We start from the raw sequence: 13,510 nt of genomic DNA on the forward strand, positions 1-13,510 counted from the left end.
GCGCTGGCGCGCGCCAGCGCCGCCGAGGGCAGCGGCCGCGTCGCCGGCCAGCGCGCCCTGTGCGAGCTCGACATCAAGGCGTTGGCCGCCCTCACCGGCGAAGGCGAGCCGGCGCTGCGCGCCCGGCTGGCCGGCGCGGCGGCTGTGCCGGCGCCGCCGCTCACGATCGCGTACCTGCCCGCGCAGGTGCTGGCGCAGCGCCCCGACGTCTTCAACGCCGAGCGCGAGGTGGCCGCCGCCAGCGCCGATGTCGGCGCCGCGCGCGCCCAGCGCTATCCGCGGCTGGCGCTGCAGGGTTCGGTCGGGCTGGCCAACTTCCGCAGCGGCGGCGAGAGCGTCGCGCTCGACACCTGGAGCATCGGCCCGCTCGCGCTGACCGTGCCGATCTTTAACGCCGGACGGCTCGCCGCCAACGTCGACGCGGCGGGCGCGCGCTACGACGCGGCCGTGGTCAACTACCGCGCCAGCGCGCGCCGCGCCGTCAGCGAGGTCGAGCAGGCGCTCGTCAACCTCGACAGCAGCACCGCGCGCATCGCCGACGCCCGGGTCGCGCTGGAGGGCTACCAGCGCGCGTTCAAGGCCGCCGAGGACCGTTACAAGAACGGCATGGCGGGCCTGATCGAACTCGAAGAGACCCGGCGCCTGCGCCTGGCGGCCGACAACGCGGCCGTCACGCTGCAGCGTGAACGCAACCAGGCCTGGGTCGCGCTGTACCGCGCGGCCGGCGGCGGCTGGACCCGCGGCGCGAACCAAGCGAACTTTTGACATCGAACCGAATTTTTGACATCGAACCGAATCTTTGACACCGAACTCGCGACATTGAACCGAACGGATAAAACAATATGAACAAGCTGATTTTCCCTGTGCCCACCGGCACGCTCAACCGCAAGCGCCTGTCGCTCGCCGTCGCCGGCGCCGTGGTGCTGGCAGCCTCGATCGGCGCCATCGCCGCCGACGACAAGCCGGACCCAAAAAACGCCGCGGCCGCGGTCAAGCCGGCGCTGACCGTCACCACCACGCGCGCGCTGCCGGCCAGCCTGCCCGTCAAGCTGGCCGCCAACGGCAACGTGAGCGCGTGGCAGGAGGCGCTGATCGGCAGCGAGTCGAGCGGCCTGCGCCTGCTCGAGGTGCGCGCCAACGTCGGCGACGTGGTCAAAAAAGGCCAGGTGCTGGCGGTGTTCGCGGCCGAGTCGGTGCAGGCCGACGTGGCGCAGGCGCGCGCCGCGCTGCTCGAGGCACAGGCCACCGCCGCCGAGGCCTCCGCAAACGCGGCGCGCGCGCGCACCCTGCAGAGCTCCGGCGCGCTCAGCGCCCAGCAGATCGGCCAGTACATGACGGCCGAGCAGACCGCCAACGCGCGCATCGCCGCCGCCAAGGCCACGCTGGCGGTGCAGCAGGTGCGCCTGAACCACGCCCGGGTGCTCGCGCCCGACCATGGCGTGATCTCCTCGCGCAGCGCCACCGTGGGCGCCGTGCCCGGTCCCGGCACCGAGTTGTTCCGCATGATCCGCCAGGGCCGCCTCGAGTGGCGCGCCGAGGTCACCGCGGCCGAATTGTCGCGCCTGACGCCCGGCATGGCGGCGCGGGTCAAGGCCGCCAACGGCAGCGAGCTGACCGGCAAGGTGCGCATGATCGCGCCCACCATCGACCCGCAGACCCGCACCGCGCTGGTGTATGTCGACCTGCCCACCAGCGCCGGCCAGAACGCGCCGTTCAAGGCCGGCATGTTCGCCAGCGGGCGCTTCGAGCTCGGCACAACGCAGGCGATGACGGTGCCGCAGCAGGCGGTCGCGGTGCGCGACGGCTTCAGCTACGTGTTCCTGCTCGGGGCCGACCAGCGCGTGACGCGCCAGAAGGTGCAGACCGGGCGCCGCATCGACGGCCAGATCGAGATCGTCTCCGGCCTCAAGCCGGCCGCGGTGGTGGTCGTCAGCGGCGCCGGCTTCCTCAACGACGGCGACATGGTGCGCAACGTGGCCGCCGGGGTGCCGTCCGCCAAGCCCTCCGCCAAGCCGCCGGCCAAGTAGGGACACGCCATGAATTTCTCATCCCTGTCTATTAAAAACCCGATCCCGGCGATCATGCTGTTCGTGCTGCTCAGCCTCGCCGGGCTGATGGCCTACAAGGCCAACGCGGTGCAGGACTTCCCCGACATCGAACTGCCGATCGTGACCGTGACCGCCACGCTCGAGGGGGCCGCCCCGGCCCAGCTCGAGACCGAGGTCGCGCGCAAGATCGAGGATTCGGTCGCCACCTTGCAAGGCGTCAAGAACATCTACACCAAGGTGCTCGACGGCGTGGCCAACGTCACGGTCGAATTCGTGCTCGAAAAGCCGATCGCCGAAGCCGTCAACGACGTGCGCGACGCGGTCGCGCGCGTCAAGGCCGACCTGCCGGCCGAGATGCGCGACCCGACCGTGACCAAGGCCTCGACCGCCGGGCGCGTGGTGATGACCTTCACCGCGGCCGCCGCCGGCGCCAACATGGACAACCAGGAGGTCAGCTGGTTCGTCGACAACGCCGTCGCCAAGCGATTGCTCAGCGTGCCGGGCGTCGGCGCGGTCAAGCGCGTGGGCGGCGTCTCGCGCGAGGTGCGCATCGAACTCGACGACGAGCGCATGGCCGCGCTGGGCGTCACCGCGGTCGAGGTGTCGCGCCAGTTGCGCCAGGTCCAGCGCGAGGCGCCCGGCGGGCGCGGCGACGTCAGCGGCGCCGAGCAATCGGTGCGCACCATCGCCACCGTCGGCAACGCCGCCGAACTGGCGCTGCTCGACATTCCGCTTGCGGGCGGGCGCAGCGTGCGGCTCGACCAGGTCGCGAGCGTGACCGACACCGTGGCCGAACCGCGCTCGCTGGCCGAGCACGACGGCAAGACCGTGGTCGCCTTCGAGGTGTTCCGGACCAAGGGCGCGAGCGAGATCGACGTCGCACGCGGCGCGCGCGAGGCGGTCGCCACGCTGCGCGCCGAACACCCGAACGTGACGCTCACCGAGGTCATCGACAACGCCTTCCCGGTCGAGGAGAACTTCGCCGGCTCGATGGAGCTGCTCTACGAGGGCGCGATCCTGGCGGTGCTGGTGGTCTGGTGGTTCCTGCGCGACTGGCGCGCCACGCTGGTGGCGGCGGCCGCGCTGCCGCTGTCGGTGATCCCGGCCTTCCTCGGCATCTACTACTTCGGCTACACGCTCAACACCGTGACCCTGCTCTCGCTCGCGCTCGTGGTGGGGGTGCTGGTCGACGACGCGATCGTCGAGATCGAGAACATCTCGCGCCACCTGCGCATGGGCAAAACGCCGATGCAGGCGGCGATGGAGGCGGCCGACGAGATCGGCATGGCGGTCATCGCGACCACCTTCGCGCTGGTCGCGGTGTTCCTGCCGACCGCCTTCATGGGCGGGGTGCCGGGCAAGTTCTTCAAGCAGTTCGGCTGGACCGCGGTGCTGGCGATCATCGCCTCGCTGATGGTGGCGCGCCTGCTCACGCCGATGATGGCGGCCTACATCCTCAAGCCGGCCAAGGAGCTCGGCGAGAAAACCGACAGCTGGGTCATGCGGCGCTACATGGCGTCGATGAAATGGTGCCTGACCCACCGCCACGTCACGGCGCTCGCCTCGGCCCTGTTCTTCGCCGCTTCGATCGCGCTGGTGCCGCTGCTGCCGACCGGCTTCGTGCCGCCGGCCGACCGCGCCCAGACCCAGATCAACCTCGAGCTGCCGCCCGGCTCGACCCTGGCCGAGACGCGCGCCGTGGCCGAGCGCGCGCGCCTGGCGGCGATGCAGGTGGGCGGCGTCAAGGGCGTGTTCAGCTCGATCGGCGGCGGCTCCAGCGGCGACGCCTTCGCCCCCGGCGCGGCGGCCGAGGCGCGCCGCGCCATCCTGACCCTGACCACCGTGCACCGCACCGACCGCGACGAGTCGCTCGACCAGATCGAGCGCCAGATCCGCACCCGGCTCGACCAGATCCCGGGCGCCAAGTTCAACGTCGGCCCGCCCGACACCGGCGTCAAGATGCAGCTGGTGCTGCGCAGCGAGGACCCGCTGGCCCTGACGGCGGCGGCGCAAACGGTCGAGCGCGAGCTGCGCACCCTCAAGGGCATCGGCAACGTCGGCTCGAGCGCCTCGCTGGTGCGCCCGGAGATCATCGTGCGGCCCGACTTCGCCAAGGCGGCCGACCTCGGCGTGACGGCGGCGGCGATCGGCGAGACGGTGCGGGTGGCCACCGCCGGCGACTACGACATCGCGCTCACCAAGCTCAACCTGACCGAGCGCCAGGTGCCGATCCGGGTCAAGCTGCCCGACGCGGTGCGCGCCGACCTGTCCGCGCTCGAGCGGCTCATGGTGCCCGGCAAGAACGGCCCGGTCATGCTGGCCAACGTGGCGAGCATCACCATGGAGAGCGGCCCGGCCCAGATCGACCGCCTCAACCGCAGCCGCAACGTCACGCTCGAGGTGGAGCTGTCGGGCCGTTCGCTCGGCGAGGTCAACACCGAGGCGCGCGCCCTGCCGTCGCTTAACAACCTGCCGCCGTCGGTCAAGATCGCCGAACTCGGCGACGCCCAGGAGATGGCCAACCTGTTCGCCAGCTTCGGCGTGGCGATGCTGATCGGGGTGCTGTGCATCTACGGCGTGCTGGTGCTGCTGTTCAAGGACTTCATGCAGCCGATCACCATTTTGGCGGCGCTGCCGCTGTCGATCGGCGGCGCGTTCGTCGCCCTGCTGCTGACCGGCAAGGCGCTGTCGATGCCGTCGATGATAGGCCTGATCATGCTCATGGGCATTGTGACCAAGAACTCGATCCTGCTGGTCGACTATGCGATCCTGGCGCGCCAGGCCGGCATGGAGCGCTTCGACGCGCTGGTCGACGCCTGCCACAAGCGCAGCCGCCCGATCGTCATGACCACCATCGCGATGGGCGCCGGCATGATGCCGCTGGCGCTCGGCTGGGGCGCCGACCCGAGCTTCCGCTCGCCGATGGCGGTGACCGTGATCGGCGGCCTGATCACCTCGACCCTGCTCAGCCTGCTGGTGGTGCCGGCCGTGTTCACCTACATCGACGACCTCGAGCAGCTGCTCGGACGGCTGATGCGCAAGATGCGCGGCAAGCCGCCCGCCCAGGTCGCGCTCGCCAAGCCAACCACGCAGTTGCATACGCAAAACCACTAAGGCAAGGCGGCGCCAAGGCGCATTGAAAAAGGCCGGTCAGCGAACGCTGCCCGGCCTTTTTTTCATCGCCGTTTCCGCCAAGGTTTCACAGCGGCCTCACACGGGCGGCGGATCGGTCTCGCGCCCGAAACTGCGGTGCCGCGACAGCGCCTCCTTGAACGCGGCCAGCGCCTGCGCCAGGTCCTCGCCGTGCGCGCCGATCAGCGACGGGTCGGCCCCGCCGTCGGGCAGCGCCGGCGGCACGCCGGCCTCGTGCAGCAGGCCGGCGCCGGCGCCGAGCACCAGGATCGGCTTGCAATGCCGGTATTGCTGGCGCACGAAGTCGAGCGCGTCGGCGTCGCGCCCGAGCGCCGCGACCCCGAACTCGCCGTCGGGCACCACCACCGCGTCGTACAGCACCGAGGCCCCGGCCTCGAACGTGATTTCCACGTCGAGCTCGCTGCCGTCGACGCCCTCGACCCGGCCCAGCCTGGCGCCGACCAGGCGCGGCACGGCGCCGTCGGCCAACAAGGCGGCATAGACCTCGCGCACCATCGCGCCGTCGACGCCGTCGGCCACCAGCAGCGCGACCTTGCGCGTGCGAATGCCGGTCTGGCCCGGGCGGCTAAACAGCGACAGCGCCGGCGACGGCGCGTATTCGGGCATCGGCCGATCGGTCGCCAAGGGCAGCGGCGGCGGGATCTCGATGCCGAGCCCGGCCGCGACGGCGCCGGCCAGCACCGGATGCACATTGGCCAGCGCGGCGACCACGCGCGCGCGCACGGCGGGGGTTTGGACGCGCGTGAGCTCGAAGCGGAACGCGGCCGCGATATGGTTCTGCTCGACCGCGCTCTGGCTCTCGTAGAACAGGCGCGCCTGCGAATAATGGTCGGCGAACAGCTCGGCACTGCCGCGCACCTTGTCCTCGGCCACGCGCTCGGGGAAGCTGGTGAAGCCTGCGGCGCCGGCCTGGAACGGACAGCCGCCGCCGAGCGAATTGGGCTCGTAGTTGACGCGCCCGCGGTTGAGCGCCTGGCGGTGCATGCCGTCGCGCTGGTTGTTTTGCACCGGCGCGATCGGCGAATTGATCGGGATCTCGTGGAAGTTGGCGCCGCCGAGGCGGCTTATCTGGGTGTCGAGATAGGAGTGGATGCGCCCCTGCAGCAGCGGGTCGTTGCTGAAGTCGATGCCGGGCACGATGTGGGCGGTGCAGAACGCGACCTGCTCGGTTTCGGCGAAAAAATTGTCCGGGTTGCGGTTGAGGACCATCTTGCCGACCGGGAGCAGCGGCACGAGTTCCTCGGGCACCAGCTTGGTCGGGTCGAGCACGTCGAACGCGAAGCTTGCCGCCTGCTCCTCGGAGAACACCTGCAGGCCCAGCTCCCACTCGGGGAATTGGCCGGCCTCGATCGCCTCCCACAGGTCGCGCCGGTGGAAGTCGGCGTCGGCGCCGGTCAGTTTGGCGGCCTCGTCCCAGACCAGCGAATGGGTGCCCTGCATCGGCGTCCAGTGGAATTTGCAGAACTGCGATTCGCCCGCCGCGTTGACCAGGCGGAAGGTGTGCACGCCGAAGCCCTGCATGGTGCGGTAGCTGCGCGGAATGGCGCGGTCCGACATCTGCCACAGCAGCATGTGGGTCGACTCGGGCATGAGCGAGACGAAGTCCCAGAATGTGTCGTGCGCGCTCGATGCCTGCGGCATGCCGTGGTGCGGCTCGGTCTTGACCGCGTGCACCAGGTCGGGGAATTTCATCGCGTCCTGGATGAAGAAGACGGGGATGTTGTTGCCCACCAGGTCCCAGTTGCCCTCCTCGGTGTAGAACTTGACGGCGAAGCCGCGCACGTCGCGCACGGTGTCGGCCGAGCCGCGCTCGCCGGCCACGGTCGAAAAGCGCGTGAACAGCGGCGTGCGCTTGCCGGCCTGCGCGAACGGCGCCGCGCGCGTCAGGGCGCCAAGCTCGCGGTAGCACTCGAAATAGCCATGCGCGGCCGAGCCGCGCGCGTGCACCACGCGCTCGGGGATGCGCTCGTGGTCGAAATGGGTCAGTTTTTCGCGCAGGATGAAGTCTTCCATCGCGGTCGGCCCGCGCAGGCCGATCTTGAGCGAATGCTGGTTGTCGGCCACCGGCACGCCCTGGTTGGTCGTGAGGCGCTGGCCGGCGGCGTCGACCCGCACGCGGTCGAGCGGATCGGTGGTCGGGTTGCCGCCCGGCGCCGGCTGGCCCTTGCCGAGCTTGGCCGAGGCGATGGTTTCGGTGCTGGTGCTGCCGGTGGCGGCCGGGTCGGCCGGCGCGTGCGTGGCGCCCTGGGCCGGGGTGCGCGCGGCGTCGCCGTACTCGCCCGCCTTGTTCGGGTTGAACGGCATGGCGGCGGCGAGCCCTTGGCTGCCGACGGTCTTGGCCAACAGGCGCGCGGCGACGGCGTTCTTGCTGCCGAGGCTGGCCGGCGGCTGCGCGCCCGAGGGCCCCGCAACGGTGCTGAGCACGGAGCCGGCGCCAGCGACGCCCTGGCCGTTCTTTTTGCGTGTAACCATAAGTAAATCCTCAATTGATGATTATGGCGCGCCGCACGGGGGTGCGGACGCGGTCGGTGAATCTGGAAAACGGCGACGGGGATGGGCCACGGGGATGGGCCTATGTGCGCCCTCGCGGCTGCGGCCGGAAACCGCACGACGATGGGGCTGCCGCGCGCGCGGGCGTCCATGTCTGGCCGGCCGGCGCGCGCCGGCCGGCCAGACATGGACGACAACAGGGTTACGCCTTGGGTTACGCCTTGGGTTACGCCTTGGGTTACGCCTTGGGTTACGCCTTGGGTTACGCCTTGGGTTACGCCTTGGGTTACGCCTTGGGTTACGCCTTTTAGTGGCGCCGGTTCAACAGCTTGGACAGGGTGTAGCCGGCCGCGAGCGCCACCAGCACCGAGGTGGCGGGGCTGGAGCGCACGTAGTCGCGCCCGGTTTCGGTGAAGTGGCTGTAGGCATCGGCGAGCTGGCGGGTTTTCTCGTCCATGCGGCGCGACGCGCCGCTCAGGGCGTTGGAGACCTTGTCGACGCCAGCATGGGCGCTTTCGGCCATGCCGGCCACCGCCGGCTGGACGGCGTCGGCCGCCTTGTCGATCGACTTGTGCAGGTCTGACGCGCCTTTGCCGATGTCTTTATTGATGTCCTTGGTGATGTCCTTGCCGAAGTCCTTGCCCGACTCCCTGCCCTGGTCCTTGCCCATGCTCGCACCCGCGCCCTCGCGATTGAGGTCGCGGGCGTTGCCGTCGTTCGATTTTTGATTATCCATGATGAGTTTCCTTGTAGTTTCCACTTAAAAATGACCATCAACGCGGCGTGAGGGGATCCTCGACCGTCGGCCATTGTTCCCCGATTCCCCATAAAACAAAACCCGGGTCCGGAATCCATCTGCGCTGCGTCAATCGCCAGAACGGCGGCCGCGCGCAACGGCGGACAGCCCGGCCGCGTTGCAAAACCCGCGCGATCCGATCGCAACAAGATTGCATCGAAGACAAAAAATATAACGTTTGCGGCGCCTTCACCGTGCGGTGACTAACAGAGCCGTTGATCGCGCGCGCAGGCGGCGTCCACCCACTGGCGGCGGCGGCCCCGCCCGCCATCCTCAGGGAAAAATTAACTGATTGGCGGCACTTTCTTGACGCACGGCGGTCTTATATGAACTTCGCAAATTTCAGGGGACCGGGGATGGCATACGATGTGGCCGACATCATGGGCGGGCTGTACGGCGAGGGGATCATCGCCTGCGAGGGCGCTTTCGCGCACGACTGGGTCGAGCGCCTCGGCGCCGACATCGCCACGCTGTTCGCCGAGGCGCGCGAGCGCCCTGGCGGGGTGCTCGCGCGCGGGCCGAACCGCTACTACGTCGAGATTCACCCCGAGCGCGTGCACGGCTTCCTCGACCTGGTCACCCATCCATGGGTGGTGGCGGTGTGCCAGGCCGTGCTCGGCCCCGACTACAAGGTGGTGGAGGCGGGCTTCGACATTCCGGGCCCGGGCGCGATGCGCCAGCCGTGGCACCGCGACTTCGCCGCGCCGCCCGAAACGCTGGTCGGGCGCCGCCTCAATTCGCTCGCCTTCAACATCACCACGGTCGACGTCACCGACGACATGGGGCCGCTCGAAATCGCGCCCGGCACCCAATGGGACGCCTGGCCCGGCGCCGACCCGATGTTCCCGCCGCCGGCGCTGGCCCCGCGCTACGAGGCGCGCCGCCAGCGCAAGCTGCCGCAGATGGGCGACATTTCCGCGCGTTCGGCGTTGACCATCCACCGCGGCACTGAGAACCGGTCGGCGCGGGCGCGTCCGGTGTTCGTGCTCGGCGTCGACGCGCCCGACGCGCGCAACGCCGACAAGCACGACCTTCAGCTGAGCGCCGATTTCCACGCGCGCCTGCCCGACGCAGTGCGCCGCCATCTGGCCTGCCGCGTGGTCGACCGTCTCACGCCCGTGGTGCAGGCGCACACGATCGAGGGACTGCTGATGGGTTCGAAGGGATGAGGGTGCCCGCTTGGGGCACGCCCTATAATGGTGGACTTCACCGCGAACGCGGCCACCAGCGACCCGAGTGCCACCAATGACAGACAAGCTGCTGCACGAAATGCTCTACTGCCAGACCTTCCTGGCCTGCGAGTCGCACGGCTGCCGCGCGCATTTCGAGTTCGACGAACTCGCCAACGAGCCGATGGAAGAGTGGGCGCGGCGCGCGGCAAGCGAGGCCGCGCAACAGGGGTGGAAGACCGGCCACACGGGGCTGGTCAAATGCCCCGCCTGCGCGGCGGTCGCGTAGCGAGGCCGGCCGCGCCTAACCGAGGTAGCGCACGCCGCCGACGCGTTTATCCTTGAGCACATAGACCTCGATCTGACCGTGCTTGTTCGGGTCGTGAAGTGATATCTTGTGGTCGAACTGCCACGGCGCGCCGGGTTTGTTGAGATTCCTGCGCGTGACAAAGAAAACCCGCGACGTGCCCACCCGTTGCGCATACGTGATCGCGCCAAAAGACTCCGCCAGCCACTTCTTGTCCTCGTGCTGTTCGCTTGCCAACTCCACCAGCCACTGCGGATCGAAACGTTTCCATCCAGTTAGATAGCGTGCGATAGAAGTAATGATTTGCATGACTCGATTTATTGTGGTTTACCCCGTGAAGGACGCTCTGCATTGTCCGGAGGATTGGGGCGCGCTGGAAATTGTGGAACAAAGTCGACAGGATGCCTGTAGTCCAGCTCCTACAACGGAGAAGTATATCGCAAATGGCAGCAAAAGTAACTTCAAAACAATATAATTAGTTTTTGTGCAATTGACGTTGCCAAAAGCGCGACATTTCTGTAAATACCTCAAATAATTAGACGCCTGGCCGCACGCTCTCGTCCTCTTTTTTGCCCAAGCGGACCGCGCCGAGCCGATCGACGTGAATCAATCCCTCGGCCGCCGCGTGCGCCGCCGCGAACACGCTGTCGGGCGCCAGGATAAGCTGGGTGCCGGTGGCGCTGACCTCCTCGATCAAGCGGTCGAGCGCCTCGATGCGGGATGGATCCGGATTCACATTGCGAATGTAGATCGCGCGCACCGATGTTGGATGCCGCTTGACGACCTCGGCGTAAATCTCGGGATCCTGCTCGCCGCTGTCGCCGATCAGGACGAATTGCATATCCGGGTAGTAGCTCAGGATGAGGTCGATCTTGCCGAGTTTGTGGTTGCCATGCTTGGTCAGATGGAACACCTCGCGCATGCCCAGCTCGCGCAGCAGCAACGGGCCGACCGGAATCGCCTGCACGCGCAGAAATTCGACAAGCGGCCCGAACAGATGCCAGGGGCTGCTCGAGACATAGAACACGGGATTGTCCTCGTTGCCCCCGGCGCCCTGCTGGAGCGCGCGGTAGAACGCGGCCACGCCCTTGAAGGGCTTGCGCGTGTGCGCGTTTGAGCGCGCCAGCATCAGCGCCATGTTCAGCTTGTTGGTGACATTGGTCCACAGCACCGTGTCGTCGATATCGCTGATGATGCCGAAACGCGCCGTGGACGCCGGCACGATCACCTCCGCGCCGGCCCGCACGTGCGCGCCGCCATCGGCGCCGCTGTCGGGGAGCTCGAGTTCGACCGTCTGCCAGCCGCCGCCGAGCGCTTGCGGCGGCACGATCTCGAACGAGAAATAGCCGCCCGCGTCGGTCACCGTGTCGTGGCTTTGCCCCTGGAAATGGGCGCGCACGCGGGCGCCGGCCACCTCGTCGGATTCGAGCCTTTGGTAGAGCGCGAACAGGTTGCGCCAGCGGCTGTCCTGGGCGCTTTGTTCGCGGAAGGCGCCCTCGTCGAGGACGCGGCCCTTGACCCACATTTTGCCGGCGTTGCCAAAGCCGAAGTAGGGCACCAACATCAGTTTGCGTTGCGCCAGCGGCGTGCGCAGCCGGTGCAGCGCGGCGCGGGCCAACACGCCGGCAGCCCGCGCGAAGCGCCGCGGCGGCGCCGCGTTGGCCCGCTCCCGCGCCGGACCGGCGGGCACTGGCCCCGTGGCCGGGGCGGCCTGCGCGTATCCGCCAAGCTGGCGTTCGACCCATACGGTCGCGCCATCGTGGCCGGCCGCGCTCGCGGCGCGTTCGACCTCGGCCAGGACGGCCGGATCGGCGACCGCCGCGAGCACATGGACGCGCGCGCCGGCGGCGCGCAGGCGCGCGATCTCGGCGTCGGACGCCACGCCCGGGGCGAGGTGGAACACGGCGCCGCCGGCCCCGACGCGGGACACGATGTCGTCGAATCCCGCGCGGGTCAAAATCACAAACGGCATGTGCTGGTCCCAGTATTATTCGGACGACCATTATGTATCAGCCCGGCCATTCACAAACGCGCAGTTGGATCGCGGCGGCAAGCTGGCCAGACGACGCCCCACTGCGCCTCGCTGCCGCTGAGCGCTGGCCATTCTATTGCATTCAAAGTATTTCTCGCCGTACAGTCGATACCCAGCCAACAGGCATTACAATAAGTTAAATTTATAATTTAACCAAGCGCCTATGCGCCCTGCCCCCATTAGCTTTTGGTGGCCAGATTAATTCACAGAGGAGCGACCTTGAAAGCCACTACCCTAAAAATCCTTGTCCTCGCCTTGTTGTCGGGGATCGCCCAAGCGTCTGGGCCCGGTCCCGCCCCGGATTTTGTGCCTCCCCAGATCCTTGCCAACCAGCCATGCAAGGAACACATTCTAAATTCAGTCGCGGTCGAGCCCGGGGACTGGCCTTCGCAGGCGCGCGGCAGGGAGGTCCGGGCGTTTGTTATCGTTGGATACGACTTGGAACCAAGTGGAAGGGCAAGCAATATTCGGATATTGCAGTCCGAGCCCAACCGCACTTTCGATGCCGTAACCCTTGAGAATTTCTCCCGCACGACCTTCGCCACGGGGATTAGCGCTGTGTCTTGTCGTCACGTGGCGAGCTATGCATCGGTCCGGCGACCTTGATAAGAAAACAATAAGGGCCAGATCGGCCGTCGGTACCGCTGTGGGCATGGAGTGCAGCGTGCCGACATCCGGTCCAACTTGCATGGCCGCAGTGGGTTGACACTGAGACTGTTTCGGCGCACGCTAGCCGCGCGACAGCGACACTTTTCAAAAAATCGGAGGGGTTTGTATGAAACTGAACGTGACGATTCCAGCGTTGTGCCTGGCTGCCGCCTTGCTCCTACCCAGTCTCAGCCATGCACGGATTTTTAACGTGGCAGGAAAAGACCAAGGCTGTGGGCCAGGGTCACATTTCATGCGCAACGCCACTGTAGGAACGGGGACCGATGGAAAACTATTGTGGATCACCGTCTGCGCAACCGATGACCGCAAGCTTTCGAAAAATCCGGACGCTGCCCGCAAGCTCACTGGTCAGGATGTGGAAAAGGCAAACAAAACCGCAGGAAAATCTAAGCTTCCCGCAGCTTCCGGTACGCGATAAGCGGCCACTCCAGTTTTACTGTCTTGCCGCTGCCCAGCAGTGGTTCGCGGCAGTTCGCTGAAATGGTTAAGCGGCAAGAGCGGTATGGGTCGGTTATTCCGGATACCGGCTTATCTCACCAGCCTTAAAATCGGCTCGCCCCTTGGACAACGAGGGTTTTGCCAAAGTTTTTGGCAAATTTTGGTAAAAGGTAGACCGAAAAGGGGAGTTTTGCCGGGCCCTAACGCAAGCCCAAACGTAAAAAAACCCAGGATCCCCCTACGAGAGGGGAATTATCTGGGTTTTTCCGTGGATCTCTGAATCTAATCTTGGTGCCGTTGGCCGGAATCGAACTGGCGACCTTCACATTACGAATGTGCTGCTCTACCAACTGAGCTACAACGGCGAAGACGCGTATTCTAGCAAACAATGGCGCGACTTTGCTAGTG

At 67.2% G+C, this 13,510-nt stretch carries 11 protein-coding genes and 1 tRNA gene; 7 read left to right on the forward strand and 5 right to left on the reverse strand.

Features of this window, described 5'->3' with window-relative positions:
* The 3 genes from C7C56_RS08640 to C7C56_RS08650 form a co-directional block, all read left to right on the forward strand.
* Positions 1-765 (forward strand): TolC family protein (locus C7C56_RS08640; RefSeq protein ID WP_181373078.1); only part of this gene is annotated, 765 nt, incomplete at its 5' end.
* Between the two features lie 77 nt (positions 766-842).
* Positions 843-2,027, forward strand: a complete 1,185-nt coding sequence (locus C7C56_RS08645; RefSeq protein ID WP_106757033.1) for an efflux RND transporter periplasmic adaptor subunit — start codon at positions 843-845, stop codon at positions 2,025-2,027.
* A gap of 9 nt (positions 2,028-2,036) precedes the next feature.
* The gene (locus C7C56_RS08650; protein ID WP_106757034.1) at positions 2,037-5,162 is read left to right on the forward strand and encodes an efflux RND transporter permease subunit; all 3,126 of its coding nucleotides are present in this window, start codon (positions 2,037-2,039) and stop codon (positions 5,160-5,162) included.
* 96 nt (positions 5,163-5,258) lie between these two features.
* On the opposite strand, the gene C7C56_RS08655 is transcribed toward C7C56_RS08650, so the two are convergent.
* Positions 5,259-7,673 (reverse strand): catalase, encoded by a 2,415-nt coding sequence (locus tag C7C56_RS08655; RefSeq protein WP_106757035.1) that lies wholly within the window; start codon positions 7,671-7,673, stop codon positions 5,259-5,261.
* A 325-nt stretch (positions 7,674-7,998) separates the two neighbouring features.
* Positions 7,999-8,427: an ElaB/YgaM/YqjD family protein gene (locus C7C56_RS08660; protein WP_229458428.1), complete on the reverse strand. Its 429-nt coding sequence runs from the start codon at positions 8,425-8,427 to the stop codon at positions 7,999-8,001.
* A gap of 416 nt (positions 8,428-8,843) precedes the next feature.
* Between C7C56_RS08660 and C7C56_RS08665 the strand changes: the two genes are divergently transcribed.
* Together C7C56_RS08665 and C7C56_RS08670 are read left to right on the forward strand one after the other, a co-directional pair.
* Positions 8,844-9,656 (forward strand): phytanoyl-CoA dioxygenase family protein, encoded by an 813-nt coding sequence (locus C7C56_RS08665; RefSeq protein ID WP_219933127.1) that lies wholly within the window; start codon positions 8,844-8,846, stop codon positions 9,654-9,656.
* 76 nt (positions 9,657-9,732) lie between these two features.
* The gene (locus C7C56_RS08670; RefSeq protein ID WP_106757037.1) at positions 9,733-9,945 is read left to right on the forward strand and encodes a hypothetical protein; all 213 of its coding nucleotides are present in this window, start codon (positions 9,733-9,735) and stop codon (positions 9,943-9,945) included.
* Positions 9,946-9,960: 15 nt separating this feature from the next.
* On the opposite strand, the gene C7C56_RS08675 is transcribed toward C7C56_RS08670, so the two are convergent.
* The gene (locus tag C7C56_RS08675) at positions 9,961-10,272 is read right to left on the reverse strand and encodes a hypothetical protein (RefSeq protein ID WP_146204359.1); all 312 of its coding nucleotides are present in this window, start codon (positions 10,270-10,272) and stop codon (positions 9,961-9,963) included.
* Between the two features lie 226 nt (positions 10,273-10,498).
* Positions 10,499-11,935 carry an App1 family protein phosphatidate phosphatase gene (locus C7C56_RS08680; protein WP_106757039.1) on the reverse strand — a complete coding sequence of 479 codons (1,437 nt, stop codon included), beginning with the start codon at positions 11,933-11,935 and terminating at the stop codon, positions 10,499-10,501.
* 366 nt (positions 11,936-12,301) lie between these two features.
* Here C7C56_RS08680 and C7C56_RS30680 point away from each other — a divergent pair, with 366 nt between their 5' ends.
* Together C7C56_RS30680 and C7C56_RS28045 are read left to right on the forward strand one after the other, a co-directional pair.
* Positions 12,302-12,601 (forward strand): energy transducer TonB, encoded by a 300-nt coding sequence (locus C7C56_RS30680; protein WP_370660190.1) that lies wholly within the window; start codon positions 12,302-12,304, stop codon positions 12,599-12,601.
* A gap of 169 nt (positions 12,602-12,770) precedes the next feature.
* Entirely contained in the window at positions 12,771-13,082 is a 312-nt protein-coding gene (locus C7C56_RS28045; RefSeq protein ID WP_146204360.1) for a hypothetical protein, read from the forward strand.
* A 309-nt stretch (positions 13,083-13,391) separates the two neighbouring features.
* On the opposite strand, the gene C7C56_RS08690 is transcribed toward C7C56_RS28045, so the two are convergent.
* Positions 13,392-13,467, reverse strand: a tRNA-Thr gene (locus C7C56_RS08690).
* Positions 13,468-13,510: the final 43 nt, after the last annotated feature.

Origin of the sequence: Massilia glaciei, from assembly GCF_003011895.2 — a bacterium.
Taxonomy (GTDB): domain Bacteria; phylum Pseudomonadota; class Gammaproteobacteria; order Burkholderiales; family Burkholderiaceae_D; genus Telluria_A; species Telluria_A glaciei.

Bases quoted from the DNA above. Each gene is read 5' to 3' on its own strand.
- C7C56_RS08675 (WP_146204359.1), bottom strand. From the start codon at position 10,272: ATGCAAATCATTACTTCTATCGCACGCTATCTAACTGGATGGAAACGT.
- C7C56_RS08650 (WP_106757034.1), top strand. From the start codon at position 2,037: ATGAATTTCTCATCCCTGTCTATTAAAAACCCGATCCCGGCGATCATG.
- C7C56_RS08665 (WP_219933127.1), top strand. From the start codon at position 8,844: ATGGCATACGATGTGGCCGACATCATGGGCGGGCTGTACGGCGAGGGG.
- C7C56_RS08660 (WP_229458428.1), bottom strand. From the start codon at position 8,427: ATGGATAATCAAAAATCGAACGACGGCAACGCCCGCGACCTCAATCGC.
- C7C56_RS08655 (WP_106757035.1), bottom strand. From the start codon at position 7,673: ATGGTTACACGCAAAAAGAACGGCCAGGGCGTCGCTGGCGCCGGCTCC.
- C7C56_RS28045 (WP_146204360.1), top strand. From the start codon at position 12,771: ATGAAACTGAACGTGACGATTCCAGCGTTGTGCCTGGCTGCCGCCTTG.
- C7C56_RS08680 (WP_106757039.1), bottom strand. From the start codon at position 11,935: ATGCCGTTTGTGATTTTGACCCGCGCGGGATTCGACGACATCGTGTCC.
- C7C56_RS08645 (WP_106757033.1), top strand. From the start codon at position 843: ATGAACAAGCTGATTTTCCCTGTGCCCACCGGCACGCTCAACCGCAAG.
- C7C56_RS08670 (WP_106757037.1), top strand. From the start codon at position 9,733: ATGACAGACAAGCTGCTGCACGAAATGCTCTACTGCCAGACCTTCCTG.